This is a genomic window from Paractinoplanes atraurantiacus, from assembly GCF_900215205.1.
Classification (GTDB): Bacteria; Actinomycetota; Actinomycetes; order Mycobacteriales; family Micromonosporaceae; genus Actinoplanes; species Actinoplanes atraurantiacus.
This window is the reverse complement of sequence record NZ_OBDY01000036.1, coordinates 24,771-49,345: the sequence shown is the minus strand read 5'-3', so window position 1 is coordinate 49,345 and position 24,575 is coordinate 24,771. Positions and strand designations below refer to the sequence as shown.

The 24,575-nt window shown below is 72.9% G+C and carries 16 protein-coding genes; 1 reads left to right on the top strand and 15 read right to left on the bottom strand.

Going from position 1 to position 24,575, the window contains the following annotated elements; genetic code table 11:
- Nucleotides 1-32: 32 nt before the first annotated feature.
- From CRP55_RS45285 to eccD, 12 genes are all read right to left on the bottom strand, one after another.
- Nucleotides 33-806, bottom strand: a complete 774-nt coding sequence (locus CRP55_RS45285) for a hypothetical protein (protein ID WP_097328288.1) — start codon at nucleotides 804-806, stop codon at nucleotides 33-35.
- Complete coding sequence (locus CRP55_RS45280) at nucleotides 803-3,967, bottom strand: AAA family ATPase (RefSeq protein ID WP_097328287.1); 3,165 nt, start codon at nucleotides 3,965-3,967, stop codon at nucleotides 803-805. The genes CRP55_RS45285 and CRP55_RS45280 overlap by 4 nt, the downstream gene beginning before the upstream one ends.
- Nucleotides 3,964-5,709, bottom strand: a complete 1,746-nt coding sequence (locus tag CRP55_RS45275) for a hypothetical protein (RefSeq protein WP_143235388.1) — start codon at nucleotides 5,707-5,709, stop codon at nucleotides 3,964-3,966. The genes CRP55_RS45280 and CRP55_RS45275 overlap by 4 nt, the downstream gene beginning before the upstream one ends.
- Nucleotides 5,710-5,727: 18 nt before the next feature.
- The gene (locus CRP55_RS45270; RefSeq protein ID WP_097328285.1) at nucleotides 5,728-6,801 is read right to left on the bottom strand and encodes a hypothetical protein; all 1,074 of its coding nucleotides are present in this window, start codon (nucleotides 6,799-6,801) and stop codon (nucleotides 5,728-5,730) included.
- Nucleotides 6,798-7,223, bottom strand: a complete 426-nt coding sequence (locus CRP55_RS45265) for a YbaB/EbfC family nucleoid-associated protein (RefSeq protein WP_143235386.1) — start codon at nucleotides 7,221-7,223, stop codon at nucleotides 6,798-6,800. The genes CRP55_RS45270 and CRP55_RS45265 overlap by 4 nt, the downstream gene beginning before the upstream one ends.
- A gap of 20 nt (nucleotides 7,224-7,243) precedes the next feature.
- Complete coding sequence (locus CRP55_RS53670; protein ID WP_179855627.1) at nucleotides 7,244-9,457, bottom strand: WXG100 family type VII secretion target; 2,214 nt, start codon at nucleotides 9,455-9,457, stop codon at nucleotides 7,244-7,246.
- Between the two features lie 57 nt (nucleotides 9,458-9,514).
- A complete protein-coding gene (locus CRP55_RS45255) occupies nucleotides 9,515-11,785 on the bottom strand; it encodes a WXG100 family type VII secretion target (protein ID WP_097328283.1) in 2,271 nt (756 codons plus the stop codon).
- A 22-nt stretch (nucleotides 11,786-11,807) separates the two neighbouring features.
- Nucleotides 11,808-12,251: a hypothetical protein gene (locus CRP55_RS45250; protein ID WP_097328282.1), complete on the bottom strand. Its 444-nt coding sequence runs from the start codon at nucleotides 12,249-12,251 to the stop codon at nucleotides 11,808-11,810.
- A 61-nt stretch (nucleotides 12,252-12,312) separates the two neighbouring features.
- Nucleotides 12,313-12,603 (bottom strand): WXG100 family type VII secretion target, encoded by a 291-nt coding sequence (locus tag CRP55_RS45245; protein WP_097328281.1) that lies wholly within the window; start codon nucleotides 12,601-12,603, stop codon nucleotides 12,313-12,315.
- Between the two features lie 46 nt (nucleotides 12,604-12,649).
- Nucleotides 12,650-12,967 carry a WXG100 family type VII secretion target gene (locus CRP55_RS45240; protein ID WP_179855626.1) on the bottom strand — a complete coding sequence of 106 codons (318 nt, stop codon included), beginning with the start codon at nucleotides 12,965-12,967 and terminating at the stop codon, nucleotides 12,650-12,652.
- Between the two features lie 43 nt (nucleotides 12,968-13,010).
- Nucleotides 13,011-14,384, bottom strand: coding sequence for a type VII secretion protein EccB (gene eccB, locus CRP55_RS45235; RefSeq protein ID WP_097328279.1), 1,374 nt, complete (start codon nucleotides 14,382-14,384; stop codon nucleotides 13,011-13,013).
- A 2-nt stretch (nucleotides 14,385-14,386) separates the two neighbouring features.
- Nucleotides 14,387-15,772 (bottom strand): type VII secretion integral membrane protein EccD, encoded by a 1,386-nt coding sequence (gene eccD / locus CRP55_RS45230; RefSeq protein WP_179855625.1) that lies wholly within the window; start codon nucleotides 15,770-15,772, stop codon nucleotides 14,387-14,389.
- Between the two features lie 135 nt (nucleotides 15,773-15,907).
- On the opposite strand from eccD, the gene eccCa reads away from it, so the two are divergent.
- Nucleotides 15,908-19,870, top strand: a complete 3,963-nt coding sequence (gene eccCa, locus CRP55_RS45225) for a type VII secretion protein EccCa (RefSeq protein ID WP_097328277.1) — start codon at nucleotides 15,908-15,910, stop codon at nucleotides 19,868-19,870.
- Here eccCa and CRP55_RS45220 read toward each other — a convergent pair.
- From CRP55_RS45220 to CRP55_RS45210, 3 genes are all read right to left on the bottom strand, one after another.
- Complete coding sequence (locus CRP55_RS45220; protein ID WP_179855624.1) at nucleotides 19,840-20,871, bottom strand: S8 family serine peptidase; 1,032 nt, start codon at nucleotides 20,869-20,871, stop codon at nucleotides 19,840-19,842. The two genes, eccCa and CRP55_RS45220, sit on opposite strands and share 31 nt — an antisense overlap.
- 154 nt (nucleotides 20,872-21,025) lie before the next feature.
- Nucleotides 21,026-21,565 (bottom strand): SMI1/KNR4 family protein, encoded by a 540-nt coding sequence (locus tag CRP55_RS45215; RefSeq protein ID WP_097328275.1) that lies wholly within the window; start codon nucleotides 21,563-21,565, stop codon nucleotides 21,026-21,028.
- Nucleotides 21,555-24,485: an AfsR/SARP family transcriptional regulator gene (locus CRP55_RS45210; protein ID WP_245923767.1), complete on the bottom strand. Its 2,931-nt coding sequence runs from the start codon at nucleotides 24,483-24,485 to the stop codon at nucleotides 21,555-21,557. Before CRP55_RS45210 ends, CRP55_RS45215 begins: the two co-directional genes overlap by 11 nt.
- Nucleotides 24,486-24,575: the final 90 nt, after the last annotated feature.

Here is a 24,575-nt window from a genome sequence, read left to right as displayed (position 1 = left end):
CATCGAGGACGACGCACCGGGCGGCGCGGACTTCACGAGGGTGTGCGGCGCCACGCGCCGGCCGGCCGCCACAGCGCCTTGTCGGCCGCCGGACCGGCCACAGGCGCAGCGCCCGGCACGGGCCTGGTCACGGTCCGGGTGGGCAGAAAGCCCTCGGTGATCCGCCGGCCGATGTCCTTCACGGTGCCGGGGTCCGTGCCGTACGGCTCGAGGAGCATCTCGTGCCGCAGGGGCCACGGCAGCGTGCGGAGGGCCGCTCGCGCCTCCGGCGGCGGCACCGGCCCGACCACGACGGTGACACGCTCGTCCAGGACCGGAAGGGTGAGCACGTCGCCCGGCACGGCCTCGCCGGAGGGACCCAGCCACAGGCCGGCGGGAATCGGCGTGAGGGCCGGCCCGTGTCGCAGCGCCGCCTGCCATCGCGGGGCCGGGAAACGCGCGCCCTCGCCGACCGGTTCCGCGCCCGGACGGAATCGCACCCACTCTCCATGCTGGACGAAAAGGCGCTCAGGCAGCATCAGGGCGGCCCCGGTGGGCGCCACGACCGGAACACGGAGGCGATCGGCCAGCGTACGGGCGATGCCGTTGACCGCCGCGTAAGACAGGATCAGCCTGGTCCCGTCGACCCGGCCGTGCAGGAGCCGCGCCAACTCCTCGGCGCTTGGGCCGGGATGCACGGCCACGACGACGGGCCGGAAGCCGGGCTCGCCGGGCAGGCCGGCCAGCAGCTCGTCCGGCGGCGCGGGCGCATCGCCGAGCACGACCGTCACACCGGCCCGCTCGACCAGATGGGGCTGCACGGTCATGCTCCGGCCTTGGCCACGACGTCCTCGACCAGCAGGGTCCGCAGCTGTTCGACGGTCGGCCGGCCCAGCACCCGGATCCGGCCCGCCTGCCGGGTGACCGCCTCGTCGAGGACCTGCCGCGCGTAGCGGCCGTTGCCGAAGGTGGCTGTACGGCGTACACCCTCGAATCTCTGCCGAACCGCGCCCAGCGTGGCCCCCGGGCATTCGTAGCCGCTGGTCATCGCCAGTTGCTGGAAGATGCTGGTCAGCTCGTCCGGACTGTAGTTCTCGAAGTGGATCCGCCGGGAGAACCGGGACGCGAGCCCGGAGTTCGCGGCCAGGAACATCTCGATCTCCCGCTCGTAGCCGGCCGCGATGACCACCACCTCGTCACGGTGGTCCTCCATCAGCTTGACCAGCGTGTCGATCGCCTCCCGGCCGAAGTCGTTCTGGGCGCCGGGCGGAGCCAGGGTGTACGCCTCGTCGATGAACAGCACGCCGCCGCGCGCCCGCTCGAACGCCTCCTTGGTCCGGTGGGCCGTGTGCCCGATGTATTCACCGACCAGATCGGCCCGGGCAACTTCAACGAATTGACCCCCCGGGAGTACGCCCAGGGCGGTCAGCAGATCACCGTAGAGCCGGGCCACTGTGGTCTTGCCGGTGCCGGGCGGCCCCGAGAAGACCAGGTGCCTCGACATCGACGGCGCGGGCAGGCCCGCCGCGACCCGGGCCCGGGTCGCCGCCAGCAGGTCGATCATCTCGGTGACCTCCCGCTTGACCGCCTCCAGGCCGGTCATCCGGTGCAGCTTGGCCAGCATCTCGTCGATCCGGTCCTGCTCGCCCTCGCCGCCACCGGCCTGCGCCGGGCCGAGGTCCTCCGGCATCAGCTGGGCCAGCGTGACGCCGGACGGGTCATCGCTCTGGGCCAGCCGGAAGGCCTGCCGGCCGACCATTTCTTCGAACACCTTGCGGGCCACGCGGGCGTTGCCGAAGTTCTCGTCGCGCACCATGCCGTCGAACAGCTCGGTCAGGGCGAGCCGGGTGTCGTACTCCAGCGAGTAGTGGTGACTGCTGCAGATCCGCTCGACGATCGTCACCAGTTCCGGCGTGGAGTAGCTCTCGAACTCGATGGTCTTGGCGAACCGCGAGGCGAGGCCCGGGTTGGCGCCGAGGAACGCCCGCATCTGCGGCGAGTAGCCGGCCACGATGACCACGACCTCGTCGCGGTGATCCTCCATGAGCTTGACCAGAGTGTCCACGGCCTCCCGGCCGAAGTCGTGGCCCCCGCCCTCGACCGGCATCAGGGTGTACGCCTCGTCGATGAACAGCACGCCGCCCAGCGCCGCCTCGAAGCGCTCGGTCGTCTTCACCGCCGTGCCGCCGATGTGCTCGGCGACGAGGTCGGCCCGCGCCACCTCGACGATCTGCCCGGTCTTGAGGACGCCAAGCCCGGCCAGGATCTTGCCGTAGAGCCGGGCCACCGTGGTCTTTCCCGTGCCCGGCGCGCCGGCGAAGACCATGTGCCGCGACATCGGCGGGGCGGGCAGCCCGGCCGCGGCGCGGCGCAGGCCCATGCGGTGCAGGCCGACCAGGGTGGCCACCTCGCGCTTGACCCCGGCCAGGCCGACCAGGGCTTCGAGCTCGGTCAGCAGGGCGGCCACCGGGTCCTCGGCCGGCTCCGCCGGCGACGAGGGGGCCGGGACCACGGCCGGAGCTCCACCGACGTCCACCGTCGAGCCCTGCTCGCGGCTGATGTTCTCGCGGGTGTTGTCGAAGGCCTCGCACTGTTCGATGCTCCCGGCCGAGCCGGGCGCACACCGCACCCCGACCGCATTGCCGTGGGCCCGCACCCGTTGGGCGCGCACGGTGCCGCCCGTCTCGATCAGCAGGCCGGCGCCCTGAGCGCCGGAGACCTCGACCGAGGCGAGGACGGCCGTCCCGCTGTCGGCGACCACGATGCCGTCCCGCCCGCCGCTGACGGACAGATTGCCGGCTTCCATCCGGGAACCGCGTCCGATGTGGACGCCCGACGTGGCCGCGCCGCTGATCCGGCTGTCCCGCACCGTGACGACTGACTGCTCGTGCAGGTCGATGCCGGACTCGGAACAGCCGGAGACATGTACCTCGCTGAGGACCGGGGTGGCCGAGCCGGTGGCCACCAGTCCGCTGCGGCCGCCGGTCAGCGCGGTCCCGGTGATGGTTCCGGAGGCCTGCGCCTCGAACACCGCGGCCGACGTGGTGGAGGCGGTGAAACGGCCGCCGGCGATCTGCGGCGCCGACGAGCCGGTGGCCGCGAAGGGTGCGGCCCCGGTGCCGGAGATGACGCACTCCGCGAAGCGGCCCGTCGCCGACTCGGTGACCACGATGCCGTGCCCGCCGGCCCCGGTCACCACGCAACCCTGGAGGACCGGGTCGGCCGCGCCGGTCACCTCCACGCCGTGCCCGTTCACCCCGTCGAACTCACAACTCTCGAGTACGGGGGATCCGCCGTTGAGCACCGCGCCGGTGTTCCCGCCCCGCACCGTCACCCGTTCGAACCGGGTGCGGCTCTCCGCCTCGGCCACGATCGCCGGCCCGTCGCCCCCGCTCACCGTGCCGCCGCGGACCAGGCCGCCGCCCTCGCGGAGGCTCAGCAGGGCGGCCCCGGCCACCTCGCCGAACTCGCAGTCGATGACGGTCGCGCCGGGGCCGGCGATGACGACGCCGACGGTCCCGACCTCCCGCACAGCCGTACGGCCGAGGGCCAGTTCTCCGGTGTTCTCGACCAGCGCGCCGGCCCCGCCCGGGTTGCGCAGCACGCCGCCGGTGAGGCTCAACCGTCCCGACGGCACGTGCACGGCGACGACGCCCCGCCCGTCGACGTCGCAGTCGGCCAGCGTCAGCGCGCCCCCGCCCACCTGCACGGCCGGGAGCTCGGGACTGCCGCCGGTGATGGTGAGGCCGCGCAGCACGGCCGTGCCCGAGGCGGCGAAGACGGCGGCGCCGGAGCCGCCGTCGATGGTCACGGTGCCGCGCCCGTCCTCGGCCACCAGCGTGACGTCGCGGTCGAGGCGGAGCTGCTCGGTGTAGACGCCCGGCTGAACGACGACGGTCGCGCCCGGGCCCGCGTGGGTGAGCGCGGCCGAGATGCTCGGCAGGCACCCGGGATCGGTGTGCGAAACCGACACCATGTAATCGGTCATGCTCGTTCCATTCTTTCCGCGAAGGCCGGGCCAGAGCCGGACGGCCGGAGGTGGGCCGGCGCGCCGCGCCGGAAACGCCGCTGCTGCCGGTCGACGCCGATCGGGAAGCCGGCCCGCCCGGCCGGCCGGATCACGCCGGACGGCCGTGCGACCTCGCGCAGGCGGGTGACGACCCGGTCGACGCTCTCCGGGCCGGCCCGGCCACGGCCGGTGGTCGCCAGGTCGCGCAGCAGCACCCGCACCGGGGCCGTGCGGTCGGCCGGCTCGTCCACGGCCAGCACCGAGAACCGGCTGCCGGGCGGGAAGAGGGCGGCCGACTCGCCGGCGCCGAGGCCGCCCACGCGGCGGGCGCTGGTGGACCAGATGGCGAACTCGATGGCCACGCCGTCACCGGCCGCCGGGACGAGGTCGACGTCGACGAAGCCGGGCTCCTCGAGTTCCTCGCCGGGGCGGTAGGACACGGTGACGTCCGGGTCGGCGGGCAGGTTGCGGAACACCGGGCCGAAGACGGACGGCAGCCGCACCAGGCCGTGCCGCGCGGTGACGGCGAGCAGGAGCGCGCGAGTCTCGTCGACCGGTGTCTCGCCGCGCAGGGCGGCGTTGAGGGCCGCGTTCTCGTCGAGCAGATAGGAGCGGACGGCGACCAGCCCGGCCGTCGCGGCCGTGGAGGGGCCGGCGACGGCCCGGAGCCCGGGGTTCTCGGAGAGCAGGCGGGCCACGACGCGGGCGTGGGCGTCGTAGGAGCGGCCCAGCGTCTCGCGCACGGCGGCCGGGTCCACGGCCGGCTCGGCGTCCGGCAGCCACAGCCCGGCCCCGGGCCCCGCGGGCCCGGCCGGGATCGTCGCCGCCTCGGCGCCGCTCGCCAGAACAGCCGCCGCCTTGACCGGACCGGCCACCGGCGCCGGCCTCTCGGCCGCCGTCCGCATGGGAACGGCCGGTACCACCGGGGCCGGTGGCATCTCGACCGCCGGCCCCACGGGCACGGCCGGTGTCGTCGAGGCCGGTGACTGGTGGGGAATGCTCGATGCCGCGGTGCCGGCCTCCGGAGCGCGCCGCACCGGTGGACGGGGCTCGGCCACCTTGGGCGACCGGGTGCGGCCCCGGACGTCCAGCAGCCCGGCCCAGCCAGGGCCCACGGCGACCGGGCCCGCCGGCCCGGCCGGTGTCACCGTCTCGGTGCGGGGCGGCCGGGGCTCGGCGTCGCCGCTGTAGGCCACCGCGGGCGCGGGCAGGATCGAGCCGAGATCCTCGGCCGGGCGGGGCGCGGGATGCCAGCGCCGGAAGGCGCCGTCGGTCGAGGCGGTGCCGTCGGCGGCGTACCGGATCGTGCCCTCGGCCGTGGTCACCGGCCGCCCGAACGCCTGGCACAGCTCGATCAGGATCCGCCGCGAGGCTGCCGGTGAGCCCTCCGGCCTGTGCGGCGACAACAGGATCGGCCGGGTCGTACCCAGCGCGGCCAGGTGGGCCGCGAACAGAGCAGGTGAGATCTGTCGCCCCTCGACCTCGAACCCGATCGGATCCCAGCGGGCGTCGACGACGAAGAACCCGATGACCGGCGGGCGCTCCGGCGCCTCGCCGGCGAAGGACCAGCCGGCCGGAGTCGCCCGGCCCACCGGCGGCCCGACCCGGGCCCCGTCACGCATACGGGGTTGCGGAAGCTCCGGCGTGTACCAGGGCCGGGGACGGTGAGCGGGCACCAGCACCAGACCACGGCGGCCGCCGACCAGACGCCAATGACCCACGTTCGGTTCCATCGGTTCTCAGGCCGCGTACTCGGCGGACGCGGCGGCCCGCCGGTACAGCTGGTAGAGCGCACGATGGACCGACTCGTCGGGCACCGCGGGCATCCGCCCGCCCCGGGCGGCGATGTGGTCCAGCAGGTCCGGGTCGGGCGCGATCCCGTACTCGGCCAGGTAATAGGTCGTCGCCTCGGCCCAGATCCATTCGCCGTCGGTGTGGAAGGCGACCGGCACGGCATCGCCCCGCTGCGGCTCCACCGCGTCGAGGGCGTACTCCGTCGTGTGGATCAGCGGCACGCCCTGCCGCAGATAGGCGAGCACCCGATCCCGCTCCCCGCCGGCGAGCCGGGGGTGATCCGCCGAGAAGTACGCGACACCGTCGTCGTCGAGCTCGTCGAAGAGCGCGGCCACCTGAACCTCGTGGGCGGGAGTGGCGGTCCAGACCAGCGCACCGAACGACACGGCCGTCCGCTGGTAGGCGGGCGGCGGCACGTCATCTCCGAAGACCTCGACCAGCACGTCGTCCGGCAGCGCCTGCCGGATCGCCTCGGCCACCGTCACCGGGTCGGCGCCGGACTCGACGCGGGCCGCGTACAGCCGCCTCGGCCTCGGCCACGGGGTGTTCCCGGCCGGGAACCGCCAGGACCGCCAGAGCGCCTCGACGCCGTTGCGGGCCGACACGGCCGCGGCGGTGCTGTCGACGGCGTCGATGCCGCCCGGCCCGTCGTAGATCTCGGTCAGATCCAGGGCGTACGGCAGCTCGTCCGCGTACTCGGCGAGAACGTCCGGCGATACCGGGGCGAACGCGTAGTCCGGCGCCTTCTCCGCGGTCGACCGTTCGAGGCCGGCCAGGTGCGAGACGTCCTCCCCGGCGTCGGCGAGTACCGCCGTGACGAGGTCGGCGTCGGCCGGCGCCAGCGGGATCGCCCCGGTGAGGGCCGCGTGGGTGATCGTCTGACCGACCGCCACCGGATCCCCGGCGGCGAGCCAGGCCCGGCACTCGGCGACCAGGTCGTCGGCGAACCGCCCGGCCGCCCGCAGCAGCAACCCGTGCAGACCGGCCCGTACGGCGGCCGTGTCGGTCGTGACGCTCACGGCTGGTCCCCGGCGCGGCCCGGCCGGTCCGACTCGGCGTCGCGGAAGGCCTGCTGGATGTCGGCCATGGCGGAGTCGAAGTCGACCGGCCCGTTCAGCATCTCCATGATCGGGATGCCGGAGGGCATCACCTGGGAGAAAAGCTGCACGGCGTGGGCCCGCGACTTCTCCCGGGCCTCCCGGACCGTCTCGACGATCAGGGACGCGAGCTCGGCCGGGGCCATCGACCGGTAGGCGTTGGTGACGAATCTGATCCCGGTCAGCTCCCCCTGACCGTCGACCGTGACGGTGATCGCGCGGCTCTTGGACGTCACGTTGGTCTCGGACGAGGCCAGGCCGTTCTGGAGGTCACCGATGGCCGCCTTGTGGCGCTCGAGCTCGGCCATCATCTCTTCGAGACGGTTGTGCATGGGACTGGTCACTGGTCGGTTCCTCTGTTCGATCAGCCGCGCGTGGTCGCGCGACGCTGGCCTGGTCGGGTCTGCGGCGAGCCCGGGGTGTGCGGGCGCGAGGCCGGCTGAGGCTCGTCCGACGACGTGCTGTCCCAGTCGTCCCGGCCGATGACGGACGGGGCGAGGTCCGGCTCGGTGCCCCAGACCTCTTCCTCCTCGTCGAGCCAGGTCGACCGTTCGCGCTCCTTCTCCTGCTGGTTGCCACCCATGCCGTTCATCGGCGGCATGTACGGCGGATAGCCGCCCGCGCCGTTGGCCCCCGCGCCGGCCGAGGTGCCGGACGCCGCTCCCGTACCAACGGACGACCCGCCCAGCCCGGAACCGGCCCCGTCCATCGCCGCGGCGCCGGCCGCTCCGCCTCCGGCGGTCAGGCCGCCGGCCAGGCCGCCGAGGCCGCCGGTGGCGAAGCCCGAGTTGCCTGTCGCCGCGGTGTCGGTGGGGTCGTAGGTGCTGAACCCGCCCCCGCCGCCTCCGGACGGAAGCGTTCCGGGTTCGAGGGCCGACGCGCCGTTGCCGCCGGACAGGCCGGGCTTGCCGCCGGTGAAGTCGTCGAGGTCGGGCACGATCCCGCTGCCCCGGCCGGGAAGGTCGACGCCACTGCCCGGTTTGCCACCGGAGCCCGCGGCGCCGCCGAGACCGGCCCCGGTGCCCGGCTTCACCCCGCTGCCAAGGCCACCGCCGGGCTTCACGCCGGAGCCGGAGCCGAGGCCGCCCCCGAGACCGCCGCCCAGACCATCGCCGCCCAGACCACCGCCGCCCAGACCACCGCCGCCCAGTCCACCGCCGACGAGACCGCCACCGACGCCGCCGCCAGTGCCAGTGCCCACGCCGCCGCCGAGGCCGCCTGAGCCGGATCCGGTCAGCCCACCACCGGCCGAGCCGGAGCCTCCGAGGCCGCCGAGGTCGAGGCCGCCTCCGGGCAGCCCACTGCCCGCGCCACCACCGCCGCCGCTGAGCCCACCACTGCCGCCGCCCAGACCACCGCCGCTGAGCCCGCCACCGCCGAGCCCGCCACCGCCGAGGCCACCCGTCGTGATGCCGCCGCCACCGGTCCCGCCGGTCTTGATGCCGCCACCGCCGAGTCCGCCCGTCGTGATGCCGCCGCCACCGGTCCCACCAGTCTTGACGCCGCCACCGCCGACCCCACCCGTCTTGATCCCACCGCCACCGAGCCCGGTACCACCGCCGCCGAGTCCGGTGCCGCCCCCGCCGATGCCCGAGCTGATCTGCGACGGCGGCGGAACGAACGGCGTCACGCCGATGATGTCGACACTGATCGCGTACAGGGCGTCCCGCAGCGGACCGAAAACCCTGCGCATCTCTTCGTCGAGGCCCGAAACGGCGGCGGCGAACTCCGCGTGCAGATCTTCATCGATCTTCGGGAAGTCGACCATCACGTCGTAGTTCTTGTTGACGATCCGCCCGAAGGAGAGGGGAACGACCCACGTCGGGCCGTGCGTCTGCCACGACTTGCCGTCGAGCATGCGGTTGAGCGCGTCACAGTGGTCGGCCAACTGCTGAAGAATCTTGAGGATCATGCTCGTCGGATCATGCCCCGGGTGGGCGGAGAAGACGTTCCAGGCATTACGAATTCCGTTGATGAACTCATCGGCCCGGTCGGCGACGTCCTTCAACATCGTCGCCCACTTGCGCTTGGTGTTCATGTCCAGCTCGAGCCGGGTGAGCTCAGCCGAGAACCGATACATCAACTCGGAGAACGCCTGGGCCGACGAGCCCTTGAAACCACTGTGATCGGTGCCGAGCCCGTCCCGCCGCGTCTTCAGGATCTCCACCGTGCTCTTGATCCAGGCACCGATGCCGTCCATCGTGGTCGAGGCATTGCGGTACGTCTGCGGATCGAGCTTGGAGGACGTGTGCCACACACCGTCCTGGCTCCCGGCGACGAACTTGTCGAAGACCGCACGAGGCGACGGATCGCCCTCGAACCAGTTGACGCGTCCTTTGACGATGAAGAACTTGTTCTTGTGGTCGTTGAATGACTTCTTGTACATGGTGAAGTCGTTCTCGCCGGGCGTGCCGAATGCGGGGTCGTCGTACCACGGGTCGCCACCGGCGCCCATCCACTCGAAGCCGACGCCGGCGAACCAGTTCGCACCGACCATCCCTGCCCGATTCATTCCTTCCGCGCCGAAGACAGTGCTGATTCCGGTGTCCCAGTCGGACGGATCAGGCGTTCCAGGCATGATGAATTCCCTCGTGTGACGTGGTCTCCGAACTGAGCGCGGCGCCGATGGGGCCGCTCACCCCCGGGTGGGCACCCGGCGTTCGGTGGGAGACGGCTGCGGAGCGCCGGCGGGACTTGGGCCGAACGGCCGATTCGGCTGAGCCGGCGCGGAGCCGGCCTCGTCGCGTCCGATCACCGCCGGGCTGACGCCCGCCGTGCCCCACACTTCCTCGTCCTCGTCCAGCCACGTCTTGCGCTCCCGCTCCTTCACGTCCTGATCGCCGGTGCCCGTCATCGGGGGCATGTAAGGCGGGTAACCGCCGGCATCCGCGGCCGGGTTCTCGCCGAGATCACCGACCGCCAGCCCCGAGCCCGGCATCGCGCCGTTCGTGTCGAAGGTGCTGAACCCCGAGCTGGCTCCGGTCATCGGGCTGCCGCCGAAACCACCGCCGGCGCCGCCCAGCCCGCCGGGTCCGCCCAGTCCGCCGAAGCCGCCTGTCCCGCCCAGCCCATCGGACCCGCCCAGTCCGCCGAAGCCGCCTGACCCGCCCAGGCCATCCAGCCCACCGAAGCCGGCCCCAGCGCCATCCAGGGTGTCGAGGCTGGAACCGCCACCGCCACCGCCGCCCAGGCCGCCGAAGCCCGCTCCGACGCCACCCGGGATGTCGGAGCTCGAACCGGAACCGCCGCCGAGGCCACCTAGGCCGGAGCCGGATCCGCCCCCGCCTATGCCGGCGAAGCCGCCGCCCGGGACCACCTTGCCCGGGTCGATCGCCGACGCGCCGTTGCCTCCGGACCCGCCGCCGATGCTCCCGAACGAACCGCCACCGGCCGGGCCGCTGCCGCCGGTGAAGTCGTCCAGGTCGTCCCACGCCTGGCTGCCGCCGGGCCGGTCCGGCGAGTCGTCAAGCCCCGGCTTGCCGCCCAGGCCTCCGCCGATGACGCCACCGAACCCACCGCCGATGATCCCGCCGCCGAACCCGCCGCCGCCCGTTCCACCGCCGACACCGCCGCCGGAGCCTCCGGTGAAGTCGGAGTCGCCCGTGAAGCCGGAGCCGCTCGAGCCGCCGAAGCCGCCACCCCCGCTGAAGCCGCCACCCGAGCCGGCGCCAACTCCCCCACCGCCCGCGCCGAGGCCCCCGCTGGAGATGGTGGAGCCGCCCCCGACGCCTCCACCGGACGCACCCCCGCCGATGTTGAGCGCACCGAAGTTGCCCCCACCGGCGGGCCCGCCACCGCTACCGGCCCCACCGCCACCGCTCCCGCCGCCGACACCGTTCCCGGTGTCCATGCCACCGCCGCCACCACCGCCACCGCCTCCGGTTCCGGTGTCGATGCCGCTGCCACTGCCCGTACCACCGCCGGTGATCTTCGAAGGCGGCGGCACGAACTCCGTCAGCCCGTGCATGTCGAGGTTGATGCGCTGGAGGCTGTCGCGCAGCGGCGGGAACACCTCGCCCAGCTTGTCCTCGAGGAACTTGGTCGCGGCCGCGTACTCGGCGTGCAGGTCGGCGTCGAGCCTCGGGAAGTCCTTCATCATGTCGTACGGGCGGCCCGCGACGTTCCCGAAGGACAGCGGCACCGTGAAGGTGTCCTCCAGGAGGTGGCCGAAATCGCGTCCCCGGTTCAACTGGTCGCAGTAGTCGGCCAGCTGCTGGAGGACCTTGAAGATCATGGTCGTCGGGTCGTGGCCGGGATGGCCCTTGTAGGCGTTCCAGGCGGAGCGGATGCCGTTGATGTACTCCTCGGCCCGGGTGCCGGCGTCCCGGAACATCCCGGCCCAGCTGCTCTTGGTGTTCATGTCGGTCTCGAGGCGCTGGAACTCCATCGACAACCGGGTCAGGTATTCACCGAACGCCTGACCGGCGCTGCCCTGGAAACCGCTGCCGTCGCCACCCAGGTCGTTGCGGCGGGTCTGCAGCGTGCTCAGCGTGCCGGCGAGCCACGTGGTCAGGTTGTCCATGGTGGTCGCGACGTTGCGGTACGACTGCGGATCCAGCTTGTTCTGCGGGTTGTCGACGACCATCTGACTCTCGAGCACCATCTTGTCGAAGGCGGCCCGCGATGACGGATCGCCTTCGAACCAGTCGACCCGTCCCTTGACGATGTAGAACTTGTCGCCCTTCGCGTGCGGGTTGAAGGCCTTCTTGTACAGGGTGAAGTTGTTCTGCCCGGGCTGGCCGAAGAGCGGATCGTCGTACCAGGGACTCTTGTTCGCGTCCCACCACTCGGTGCCCGTACCGCTGATCCAGGTCCGGTCGACGATCGCGCCGTGGTCCAGTCCCTCGACGCCGAAGACCGTCTGGAGTCCGGCTTCCCAGTTCGGGGGCTGAGGCGTGAGCGGCATCGGGATTCCTTAGATAAGGGCGTTAAGGCGCGGGAGTAGCGGGCGGCGTGCTGCCGGTGGTGGTCGGCGTGCCGCCGCTGGTGACCGGCGAAGATCCGGTGCCGCCGTTGAGCAGCGAGGCGGCCCCGGCCGCGTTGAGGTTGCGGATCTCGGTGTCCGTGCTGAGGTCGAGCATGTAGGTCAGGTTCTGCACGGTCTTGCCGAGGTTCAGCTCGATCGCCTCGAACTTCTGGTGCAGCGCGACACCGGTCGCCTTGATCTTCTCGGCGGCGCTCTTGGCCTCGGGGAAGGTGTCGGCGCCGCCCTTGACCACCAGGTCGTTGAGCGGGACCCCGCTGCGGTTGCCGGCGTTGTTCGGGTTGTTGCCGGCCTCGAGCGTCGGGATGCCCAGCCAGAGGTTGTTGAGGAGATCCCGGAAGCCGCCGATGTAATCCTGGTCGATGACGATCTTGTTGCCCGCGGGCATGTGCGTGTCCTCTCGTCAGTGGGGTGGCGGCGCGGGCCGGCCGGCCCGCGCCGCCCGAAGATCAGCGGAGGAACAGGCCCCGGCCGCTCTGGTCGGTCGCGATGTAGTTCTCGGTGATCGTGTTCAACGCGCCGATCTTGTCGTTCAGGGCGTCGCGCATCATGCTGATGCCGCTGTTCCACTCCGACTGCGCTTCGGCGTAGCTCTCGATGGCCGCACCGGCGTTGTTGGTCTGGTAGATGCCGGCCGCCTTGGCGAGGTCGAGGACGGCGGCCTCGATCTTGTCGGTGATCCCCTTGAGCTTGACCGTCTCGTCCATCGTCAAGCCGGTGTCGACCGCGTATTCGGCCATGTCAGATCCTCGTTTCGGAGTTCGGGAGGGTGGGAGCGGGAGTCGATCAGGTCCAGCTGGCGACAGTGCCCGCGGCCGCGGACGCGACCGCGTTGTCCTCGGTGTCCGCGGTCAGCTGGGAGAAACTGACCATGCCCTCGTCGAGCTTGTCGAGCGCGAGGCCGATCTTCTTGAGGCCCGCGATCCATTCGCCGAGGCCCGAGTCGAACTGCTGCGCGGCGGCGCCCTTCCATCCGCCGGCCAGGCTGAGCTGGCTGGCCGACACCGAGCTGTGTGCGGTGTTCACCTCGTCCACCGCCCTTTTGAAGGCGCTGATGAGCGCGACGGTGCTCTGCTCATCAACGATCTTGATAGGAGAGGTCACCCACGTGTCCTTTCTCGAATGCGGTCCGGCGACCGCTGGTTTGTCATCCCGCACCGGCGCCGAGTCGCGGGCCGGTGGGAAGCAGATCGAGCAGCTCCGGCGGGGCCGGGCGCGGCCCAACGGCGAAGCCGAGGCGTTCCGCGGTGGCGGCGTCGGCCACCGGGTACTTGACGCCCGCGTCGGTCACGACGAACCACCCCGGGCCGGCCGGCTGTCCGAAGCGGCCGGCGGCGACCAGGCCACCCTGGCCGGCCGCGACCGATACGGCGTCCGCGGTGCGGTCGGTCCGGGACAGCTGATAGCCGTCGACGACGGCGTCGGCGGCCGGGGCCGGGCGGTCCACGGTGATCTCCGGCGGGGCGCCGTTCATCGGCTGCCGCACACACCAGGCCGCGCCCTCGGGCGGCGCCTCGGCGATGGCCGGCGCGACCTCCGGGCCGGTGACCACGGCCGGGGCGGTACGCACCCCGCTGATCCCGGCTGCCGTCACTTCCACCGGCTCGGGCGATCGGCCGCCGCGGACGCCGGCCGGGTCGGCGCCGGCCAGGACGTACTGCAGCGGGTTGAGCGCGGCCAGGCCGTCCGAGCGGAGCTGGTAGTAGCGGACGGTGTCGCCCGCGCCTCGTACGAGGAAGAGGTCACCGACCTTGCGGTGCACACCGTCGATGGCCGGGCCGGCGGCTCCGCGGCGGCCGGGCTGAGGGGCGACCAGGTCGGGCCCGGCCGGGACGATCCGCAACCAGTTGGCCGGCACCGGAGTGGCCGCCCGCTCGTCGCCACCCAGAACCCGGGCGATCCACGGCGCGCCGAGCCGCAGCCGGCGACCGGCCTGGATCAGGTACTGCTCACCCCCGCTGCTGACCAGCACCGCCTTGTCGGCCGGCACCGGCGTGCCGGTCGGCTTCGCGGTGATCGACAGGGTCGTCGCCGTGTCCTGCCGGCCGACCCGGTCCACCGCGACCGGGGCGCAGACGGACCACACACCCACGCCGGCGGCGGCCGTGGGCAGCGTGTCCGGGGCACCCGGGATGCCCACCGGCTGACCGTGGGGTGCGGCGGCCAGCGACTTGGCCGAGACGGTGACGGTCTTGGCCTCGGGACCGAGCAACAGCCGGGCCGAGGCGTAGTTCAGGATGGGCCGCAGCCGGCCCTGCACGTAGACGTACCGGCTGCCGGTCTCCTTCTCGACCACCAGCGAGCCGGGGGTCTGCCACTTGGTGGAGCCGCCGGGACGCAGGTAGCCGTACACCGCGAACCCGACGATGATCAGGGTGGCGACCAGGAGTCCCCCGATGGTTCCGGTGCCCAGGGGACGATGCGGGTTGTCGGCGGCGTCCGGGTCGGCCGAGACGAGCGCGCACACCATCCGGTTCTGCACGATCGACTGGGCCTGCACCTGATCCCGGCGTGACGGCATGCTCAGCCCCCCATCGCACGGGCCGCGCCGTACAGACCCAGGACGGCGGCCAGCACCGGGAGCAGGGCCACGATGCTGATCAGCTGGACGACGTCGCCCATGCGACCCCACATCGGCATCATCCGGCGATCGGGCAGGTGCCGGCCGACGGCGACGAGCACCGCGGCCGCCACCGGCAGCCCGGCCAGCAGCACGACCAGCCGGATCAGGAGGGGCAGGTCGCCGGCCTCGTTCACGGCGACCAGCAGCAGGCCGGCCAGCGCCGGACCGCTCAGGAGAAGCCGCTGCCACGCGCTGGTGACCGCACGGGCGAGCAGCAACCGCGCGAGGGCGACGAGGACGGCCAGCGCCGGCCCGGCCCAGCCCTGGGCCGGCAGAAGCGTTGTCGCGACGAGCCCGGTGGCGGCGAGTCCGGCGGTGAGGCCGATCATGTACCGGTCGGCGACGGCGGCCAGGCGCAGCACCTCGGTGCTCGGTTCCGGGTCGATGTTCTCCTGCAGCTCCTCCGGTCTGGTCGGCACCGGGTCGGTCCGGATCCGGGCCAGCCGCAGGGCCACCCGGGGTACGGCGAAGGTCAGCAGGACCGCGAGAACCGCGGTGATCGCCGCCCCTTGCTCGCCGGTGAGCCCGGCCAGGTTGGTCGGCGCCGCTCCGGCTGTGGCGCACGCGGCCGCGGCCACGACGCCGGCGAACACCGGCCCGTTGCCGCGGGACACCAGCGCGGCGATCACGGCAACGGGAATCGTGACGGCCACCGCGGCGAGCGTCTGCGCGGGGCCGAGCTCCAGCGGGGAGCTGCCGTCCGGGATGTTCGGTGCGATCGCCGCGGCCAGCGCGGCATACCCGATGCCGGCGCCGGCCGCGATCGTGGCGAACAGGCGATCCTTCCAGGCCGAGGCGAAGGCGTACGCGGCGGCCATCGCGAGGATGGCCAGCACGCCGGCGGCGACCGCCCGCGGCAGTACGGGCCCGTTCGCGGCCAGCATCGCGGCGCCGGCCGCGGCGACCACGCCGAATCCGCCGGCCGCCGCCCATCGGGCCATCTCGGGCCGCCAGGCGCCGTCCCGCTCCCGCAGCCCGGTGGCGAGCCCGTCGGCCAGGTCGTCGAAGTCGGCCGGCGGGATCTGGTCGGCCCGGGGCCGCAGGTGGACCACGGCGCCGTCGGTCAGGCCGAGGGACTCGACGCTGGCCTCCTCGTCGAAGGCCGGCTCGCCCAGCCGTTGCAGCACCCAGCCGCCGTGCGCCAGGCCCGCGTCGGACAGCCGCTCACCGAGGTGGGGCAGCAGAGCGGGCAGCAGGTCGGCCACCGCCACCTGAGAGGGCACGGCGATCTCGGCCTGACGCTCGGGTCCGACCACCACCAATCGGCACAGATCCGCCGACGACACCACCGTCATATCTGTGGCAACGCGCGCCCTTCTCCGATCTTCATTCCGTGCCCCGGCAATCTGACGGCAGCCCGTCCACAGCCGTTGACCTCGTGGGGGCCCGGCGCGATTTCCCGCCGGCCAGAAAGGATTCCTATGTCGACCACGCTGTTCCAGCGGCCGGCACGGCGCAACGGCCCGGCGATGCCCAGCGGCGAGATCCAGCTGCAGGAGCCACCGGAGATTCCGGAGGTCAAGAACAACGGGGTCCGCCAGGCCGTCACGGCCCTGCCGATGGCGCTCATGTCCGGCGTCATGGTCCTTCTGTTCGTCGGCCCCTCGAAGGGGGCGCTGACCTGGGTCATGATCGGCGTGATGATGGTCGCGATCGTCTCCACCGCCGCCGTCTACATCTTCTTCGGCAACGCCGACCGCACGGAACGCATCGGCGGCGACCGTCGCGACTATCTGCGCTACCTGGCGCAGCATCGCCGCCGGGTGCGCAAGACCGTTCAGGCCCAGCGGGAGGCGGCCGACTGGAAGCACCCCGACCCTCGATCGCTGTGGTCGCTGGCGATGACCTCGCGCCGGTGGGAACGGCGCCCGACCCATCCCGACTTCCTCGAGGTGCGCATCGGCACCGGCGTGCAACACCTGGCGACCCGGATCAGCCCGTTGCAGACCAAACCGGTCGAGGATCTCGAGCCTCTCTCGGCCAAGTCGCTGCGCCGTTTCATCAAGGCCTACACGACGGTGGCCGATCAGCCGGTGGCGGTGTTCCTGCGCGGCTTCGCCCAGGTACGCATCGGCAGTGAGAACCCCGAGCAGACCCGCGACCTGGCCCGGGCCATCGTCGCCCAGCTGGTCGCCTTCCACGCCCCCGAGGAGGTGCGGATCTGCCTGTGCGTGAACCCGGCCGGCGCCGGCCAGTGGGACTGGGCGAAGTGGCTGCCGCACGTGCAGCTGCCGGGCGAGCAGGACGCGGCCGGCGACGTACGGATGGCCGCCGACACCGCCGAGGGTGTCGAACGTCTGCTGGGCGAGGATTTCGCGGCCCGCCCGCGGTTCGAGCCGGGCGCCACACCGACCCGCGAGGAGCCGTACGTCGTGGTCGTCCGCGACGGCGGGCACCTGGGCACCTCGAGCCGGCTGGCCACCACCGGCTATCGCAACGTCACCCTGCTCGACCTCGACGACGCCCGGCCGTCGACCACGAAGACGATCCTCACGCTGGCCCTGGACGACGACGGCCTGCACATGACCCGGCGGGACCGGCTGGGCGGCGAGAACCGTACTCGGATGGCCGCGCCCGACCGCCTCGGCCCGGCCGCCGCGCGCGCGGTGGCGCGGCAACTCTCGCCGTACCGGCTGGGTCTGCACACCGAGACCGTCGAGGACAACCTGGCCGCCGACTTCGACCTGGCCACCCTGCTCGGGATCGGCGACCCGGAGAAGCTGGACCTGGACGAGCTCTGGGCGCCGAGGCCGACGGCCGCACGCCTGCGGGTGCCGATCGGCGTCGACACCGAAGGCGAGCCGGTCGAGCTCGACCTCAAGGAGTCGGCGCTGGGCGGCATGGGCCCGCACGGGCTGCTCATCGGGGCGACCGGATCGGGCAAGAGCGAATTGCTGCGTACGCTCGTGCTCGGCCTGGCCGCGACGCACTCGCCGGAGACGCTCAACCTGATCCTGGTCGACTTCAAGGGCGGCGCGACCTTCCTCGGCCTCGAACGGCTGCCGCACACCTCGGCCGTCATCACCAACCTGGCCGACGAGTCCGGCCTGGTCGGCCGCATGCAGGACGCCCTGCACGGCGAACTGGTCCGCCGGCAGGAACTGCTACGGCAGGCCGGTGGCTTCAGCTCCGCTTTGGAGTACGAGCGGGCCCGCGCCCAGGGCGCTCCGCTCGACCCGCTGCCCACGCTGTTCGTGGTGGTCGACGAGTTCAGCGAGCTACTGGCCGCGCACCGCGACTTCCTCGAGCTGTTCGTCATGATCGGACGGCTCGGCCGATCGCTGGGCGTGCACCTGCTGCTGGCCAGCCAGCGGCTCGACGACGGCCGGATGGGTCAGCTCGAGTCGCACCTGTCGTACCGGGTCGGCCTGCGCACCTTCTCGGCGATGGAGTCACGCTCGGTCATCGGGGTGCCCGACGCCTATGAGCTGCCGCCCCAGCCGGGCAACGGCTACATCCGTACGGACGTCTCGACGCTCGTCCGATTCAAGGCGGCGTACGTCTCGGGGGCCTACCGCACGGAACGGCCGCGGGCCCGGCAGGAGGTCATCGAACGGCAGATCGTGCCGTACGTCCTCGACCGCGTCCCCCTGCCCGAGGTGGAACCCGAGGCGGAGCCGGCGCCCGAGCCCGAGCCCGCCGCCGACGCGGTCTCCGTCCTCACCCTGGTCGTCGACCAGCTCGTCGACCGCGGCATGCCCGCACACCAGGTATGGCTGCCGCCGCTGGGTGTCTCGCCGACGATGGACCAGCTGCTGCCGACTCTGACACCCGACCCCGATCTCGGGCTGTGCGCCCCGGAATGGGCCGGCAGTGGTCGCCTCATCGCGCCGGTCGGTTTCGTCGACAAGCCCTTCGAACAACTGCGCGACCTCTTGGTCGTACGCCTCGACGGGGTCGGCGGTCATCTCGGTGTGGCCGGTGGCCCGCGCAGCGGCAAGAGCACCCTCATCCGTACGGTCATCTGTGCCCTTGCCCTGACCCACAGCCCCCGCGAGGTGCAGTTCTACTGCCTCGACTTCGGCGGCGGCACCCTCGGCTCCCTGGCCGGGCTGCCCCACGTCGGCAGCGTCGCCGGGCGCCTCGACGGCGACCGGGTCAGCCGCACCATGGCCGAGGTGATCGGCCTGCTGACCGAGCGCGAACGGCGCTTCGCCGAGCTGGGCGTCGACAGCATGGCCACCTACCGGCAGATGCGCGCCGACGGCCGGATCACCGACGACCCGTACGGCGACGTCTTCCTGGTCGTCGACGGCTGGTTCACCCTGCGGCAGGAGTTCGAGCAGCTCGACACGCAGGTACGGCGGATCGCGGCGCAGGGCCTCAACTTCGGCGTGCACCTGCTGATGACGGCGGCCCGCTGGTCCGAGGTGCACCACGCCATGCGCGACCAGATCGGCACCCGGCTGGAGCTGCGGCTGGGCGACTCGGTCGACTCGGTCGTGGACCTGCGGCTGGCGGCGACCGTTCCGCACCTGCCCGGCCGCGGCCTCACCAGCGACAAGCTGCACTTCCTGGCCGGGCTGCCGCGGATCGACGGCCGGAGCGACGAGGAGAGCTTGGCCGAGGGCGTACGGGGTCTGGTCGCCATGGCCGACGAATTCTGGCCGGGCGAGCCCGCGCCCCGGGTCCGTACGCTGCCCGCGCTGCTGCCGGCGGCCGAGCTGCCCGCGCCGGAGGGCGACATCCGCGTCGCGCTCGGGCTCGACGAGGAACGGATGCAGCCGGTCTGGCACGACTTCGCCGAGCTGCCCCACCTCACCGTGCTCGGCGACGAGCAGAGCGGCAAGAGCAGCGTGCTGCGCCACCTGGCCCGGGCCGTGATGGACCGCTACACGCCGGCGCAGGCCCGGATCATGCTGGTCGACTACCGGCGCACGCTGTTCGACATGGTGCCCGAGGAATATCGGCTCGGCTATTCGGTGTCGGCCGACTCGACCCGGGCCACCGTGGCCGACGCCGTCCTGGGGTTGCAGCCGCGCATGCCGGGCGCCGACGTCACACCGGAACAGCTGCGCCGTCGCGACTGGTGGACCGGGCCGAACCTGTTCATCCTCGTTGACGACTACGACCTGCTGGCCGGCACCGACTCGCCGCTGTTGCCGCTGCTGCCGTACCTGGCCCAGGGCGCCGACATCGGCTTCCACCTGGTGCTGACCCGGGGCGCGTCGAACGTCATGCGGATGTCGATGGACCCGCTGCTGCGGCGCGTGCAGGAGGCCAACGCGCCCGACCTGGCGCTGTCCTGCCCGCCGAGCGAGGGCCCGCTGCTCGGCAACGTCAAGCCGCGCAACCTCCCGCCCGGGCGGGCGCTGCTCTGCACCCGCCGGGGCGGCCGGTTGATGCAGACGGCCTACCTGGAACCGGCATCGGCGGCGTCGTGACCGCGGCGCCGGACGACCGCGACCACGAACATCAGCCCGATGGTCAGCATCACGGCGAGGCCGACCACGCCGATGGCGATCCTCGAGGCCGGATCGTGGCCCTTCTCGGCCGGTAGGGCGAAGGGCTTCACCCCGGCCGCGCCGCGGGTCCGCGGCGCGGCCGGGGCCACCGCGCTCACCGCGGCGTAGACGTCGAGCCGGCGGCCGGCCGATCCGGCCGGGGCGGCGGTGTCGACCAGCCACCGCCGCACCTGCGCGGCCTTCAGCCCGGGCCGGTAGGAGCGCACGAGCGCGGCCGCGCCGGCCACGTACGCGGCGGCCGCGGGCGCACCACCGATGACATAGTTGCCGGGCCCGGTCGTGCCCACGGTGTGGACGTCCTTGCCCGGGGCGACCAGGTCGAGCCCGGCCCGTCCGGTGACGAGCTCGGTGGCCTGGCCCTTGGCGTCGACGCCCCCGACCGCCAGCACGAGCGGATAGGCGGCCGGATACCAGGGCGGCCCCGGCGTACCGTCCGCGCCGGGCTTCTCGTTGCCGACCGCCGCCACCACCAGCACGTCACGGGCCTCGGCATGGGCGACGGCGGCGGCCAGGGCCGGATCGGGGGCGGCACCGACGGCGACCAGCACCACCCGGGACCCGGCGTCGACGGCGGCCCGGATGCCCGCCGCCAGCTTGCCGGGCGGGATCCCGCCCTTGGCCGCGTTCACCCGGACCGGCAGGATGCGGGCGGCCGGCGCCACCCCGGACAGCAGGTTCGCCGGTTGGGGCCGGGCCGCGATCACCGCGGCCAGGGCGGTGCCGCGGCCCAGGCAGTCCGTGTCGGCCCGGCCGCCGGCCACGACGTCCCGGCCCGGGGCCACCGCACCGGCCAGTCCGGTCGCGGCCGCGCTGACTCCACTGTCGACAATTCCGACCAGCACGCCGGCGCCGCGGCTGAGCGGCCACGCCGTCTCCGGGGCGACCCGCCGGTAGGCGTCCGATTCGGCCTCGGCGATCACCGATGACGGTCCGGCGCAGCTCCCGGCGCGAGCATCCGGAAGAGGCGGGGGCACGAGCGCGATGGCGGCTACCAGCCCGGCACTGAGCGATTTGAGGTTCACCTATGACGAACGCGCCACGCGGCCTCCGCTTCACCGGCCGCGCCCACGATTCCTACTCCTCGGCCCACTCCAGCCGGCCCTCCGACACGATCGGGACGTGATCGCCCAGGCACGGCTCACCGGTCTGAAGGGAGTCGGCGATCCGCTCGAGGAACTCGGCCAGGGACGGCGGCAGGCCTTCGAACGTGGTGCCGTCCTCGGCGTAGAACTCGCCGACCCGGCCCTTGCCGTCCAGCACCAGCAGGCCGCCGTCGCCGGTCCAGGCGAACGGAACGTACGACCGGTCCCACAGCGGCGGCTCCAGCACCTGAGAGTTCGTGGTCCAGGCGTCGAGGATCTCCGGAAGGCCGGCGCCGGTGAAGTCCGGCGGGAAGAAGAAGCCGAGCCGGTCGAGGGCGCCGTTGTGCCGCAGCAGTGAGGCCACCAGATCGGGCGGAAAGGCTGTCCCCATTCTCGTCTGCACAGCGTCGATCTCACCCTGCGTCGCATAGGCGCCGAGACCGGCCAGGGTGATCGGCGCGTGCGCCTCGAGCCAGTCCTCGATGCGGTCCCAGGCCGCGTCGACACGGCGAAATACATGATCAATTGGCACCGGCCCGCTCCAGCTTCTCGGTCAGGGTGGCGAAACGCGCGCGCAGCGGTTCGGGACCGCCGTCGGGCAGGGCGGCGAGCACCTGCCGGGCCCGCTCGACGGCGGCCCGCGCCTCCACCGGATCGCCCATCTCCAAACGCAACTCGGCCAGCCGGCCCAGCGCCTCGAACTCATTGGGCCGCTGCCGCACCCGGCGCGACGTCTCGGCCGACAGCTCCAGTTGCTCGGCCGCCTCGCGCAGCCGGCCCATCTGCGCGAGGTTGGCCGCGATCGCCATCCGGGTCTCCCCCTCGACGGCGATCAGGGTCGCGTCCCAGGCCGCCTCGAGGTCGCCGCGGATCTGCTGGTGCAGTTCCAGTGCCTGCTCCAGCAACTGCCCCGACTCCTCCAGACGGCCCAGCCGGGCCAGCGACCGGCCGTTCGACATCAGGCCGAAGGTCTCGGCCCGGCGGTAACCGATCGTCCGGTAGAGCTTCAGCGCCCGCTCGCCGTGCAGCAGCGCCTCGTGGTCACGGCCCAGCGCCTCGTCGACCCAATGCAGGTTGGTGTGCACCAGCGCCTGCTCCAGCACCATGTCCCGGTTCTCGAAGATCTCCAGGGCGGACAGCAGGAGTTCGAGCGCCTCCTCGTTGCCGCCCAGCGACCACCGGGCGCCGGCCAGACTCCGCAGGGCGTGCGCCTCGCCGATCTCGTCCCCACCGGCCCGTGCGGCATCCAGGGCCCACCGCATGACCTCTTCCCACTCCTGGAAACGCCCGGTCCACTGGAGGTACTGCTGCATGGTGATGGCGAGCTGCCACGGCGCGATGCCGTAGCCGAGGTCGGCCGCGACACGTACGGCCTCCTTGAGCACCTCCCGCTGGCCGGCGAACCAGGCGATGGCCTCCTCGTAGCTGCCCGGCCGCTCGGGCGCGACGCCGGGCAGCGCCGGATCGGGCTCGATCGGCAGGCGGTGCGGCTGCAGCACGACCTGCGCGTTGAAGCTGCTGTGCACGTAGTACTGCAACAGCCGGCTGATCGCCGCCCGCCGCTCGCCGGCCGGATCGACGTCCCGCAGAAGCTCCTCGGCATAGGCCTTGACCAGAACGTGCGAGGTGAACCGGCCGTCCTCGTGCTCGGTCACCAGCGCGGCCTCGCACAGCTCGTCGAGCTCGGCGCGCGTACGGTCCGGGTCGAGGCCGGACAGGCTGGCCGCCGCCGCGGCCGTCACCCCCGGCCCCAGCGCGACCCCCAGCAGCCGGAACAGCCGCCTCGCACCGTCGCTGAGCTGCCGGTAGGACCAGGCGAAGGCGGCGCGCGGGTCATGCCCGGCCAGCCCGCCCGGGAACGACTCCAACCGGCGTGCCCCGCGCAGCCCGGCGGCCACCGAGGCCAGCGACAGGCTGGGCCGCGCGGTCAGGCGCGCGGCCAGGATGGCCACCGCCAGCGGCAGCCGCCCGCACGACTCGATGATCTCGTCGACGATCCCGGCGTCCGGTTCGGCCGCCGTCCGGTTCGGCGTGGCGCTCAGGCGGCGCAGCAGCAACTCCCGGGCCGACGCCGGGTCGGGCACGTCCAGATGCATCAGGTGGGCGCCCTCGAAGGCGGCCAGGCCGAGCAGCGGACGCCGGCTGGTGATCAGCACCAGGCTCTCGGCCGAGTTGGGCAGCAACGGGCGTACGCGGGCCGGGTCGACGACGTTGTCCAGCAGCACCAGGATGCGCTTGCCCGCGGTCAGGCTGCGATAGGTGCCGACCTGGGCGTCGAACGTGTCCGGCACGTTCGACGCCGGAACGCCCAGCGCGTACAGCAATGACAGCAGCGCGTCGCCCTGCTCGCCGTGCAGGTCGAGGTAGAGCTGACCGTCGGTGAACTCGCCGGCCACCGAACGGGCGAAGCGGGCGGCGAGCGTCGACTTGCCGACGCCGCCCATGCCGTCGATGGCCACCACCAGCGGGCCGGTCCGGGCGTCGTCCCGCATGCCGGCGACCAGGTCGCCGAGGACGGCCAGCTCGGCCGAGCGCCCCACGAACAACGACAGGTCCGGCGGCAGCTGCGCCGGCCGCACCAGCGGGGCCGGCACCAGACCGTCGCTGACCGGCCAGACCACGGGCGGGTGGGGCGGCTCCGGGGCCGGCGGCGGCGCGCTCTGCGTGAGGACCTGCTGATGGGCCTGCTGAAGGCTCTGGCCGGGATCGATGCCCAGGTCGTCGGCGAGGCGTTTGCGGATGGTCCGGTAGACCGCCAGCGCCTCCGCCTGCTGACCGGCCGCGGCCAACGTGTTCACCAAGCTCGCGTGCACGAGCTCGTTGAACGGGTCCATCTCGGCGGCCAGCCGCAGCGGTGAGAGCACCCCCGACGGCCGGCGCAGCCGGATCGCGAGGTCGGCCGCGGCCACGGCCGCGTCGAAGAACTCGCCGTCGATGCCCGCGAAAACAGCGGTCGCGCCCGCGCTGTCGGACAGCGACTCGCCGGCCGAGCCGCGGCACAGCCGTAAGGCGTCGGAGTAGTGCGCGAGGGCCTGTTCGCACCGGTCCTCCTCCGCGGCCGCGCGGGCCGCCGCGACGTGCCGGCGGAACTGCATCAGGTCGAGCGTGTCGGCGCCGGCGGTGATCCGGTAACCGTTGCCGTTGCGCAACACGAACGAGCCCGGCGTCCGCGGCAGCAGGCCGGGTTCGAGGAGGCGGCGCAGGACCCCGACGTACTTGTGAATGACGCTGATCGCGCTGACCGGCGGATCGGCGCCCCAGATCAGGGCGACCAACTCGGTCATGCTGATCGGGTGGCCTCCCCGGGCCAGCAGAAGGGCGAGCAGGCACCGTTGCTGCCGGGGCCCCGCGTTGATCTCGGCGCCGCCACGCCAGACCCGCAACGGGCCCATGATCTGAAGTCGCAGTGCCTCCGGGCCGTCACCGGCCGGGAGCTGACTGGCTGCGGTCACGCACTGTTCCCCTGTTTCCGTCCGGTTTACGCAAGATCCCGAGCGAGGCTAGCCATCGACTGTGAAGAGTTTCTGGACAAGAACTAGAGC

Bases quoted from the DNA above. Each gene is read 5' to 3' on its own strand.
- eccB (WP_097328279.1), bottom strand. From the start codon at position 14,384: ATGCCGTCACGCCGGGATCAGGTGCAGGCCCAGTCGATCGTGCAGAAC.
- CRP55_RS45280 (WP_097328287.1), bottom strand. From the start codon at position 3,967: ATGACCGATTACATGGTGTCGGTTTCGCACACCGATCCCGGGTGCCTG.
- CRP55_RS53670 (WP_179855627.1), bottom strand. From the start codon at position 9,457: ATGCCTGGAACGCCTGATCCGTCCGACTGGGACACCGGAATCAGCACT.
- CRP55_RS45285 (WP_097328288.1), bottom strand. From the start codon at position 806: ATGACCGTGCAGCCCCATCTGGTCGAGCGGGCCGGTGTGACGGTCGTG.
- CRP55_RS45250 (WP_097328282.1), bottom strand. From the start codon at position 12,251: ATGCCCGCGGGCAACAAGATCGTCATCGACCAGGATTACATCGGCGGC.
- CRP55_RS45255 (WP_097328283.1), bottom strand. From the start codon at position 11,785: ATGCCGCTCACGCCTCAGCCCCCGAACTGGGAAGCCGGACTCCAGACG.
- CRP55_RS45245 (WP_097328281.1), bottom strand. From the start codon at position 12,603: ATGGCCGAATACGCGGTCGACACCGGCTTGACGATGGACGAGACGGTC.
- eccCa (WP_097328277.1), top strand. From the start codon at position 15,908: ATGTCGACCACGCTGTTCCAGCGGCCGGCACGGCGCAACGGCCCGGCG.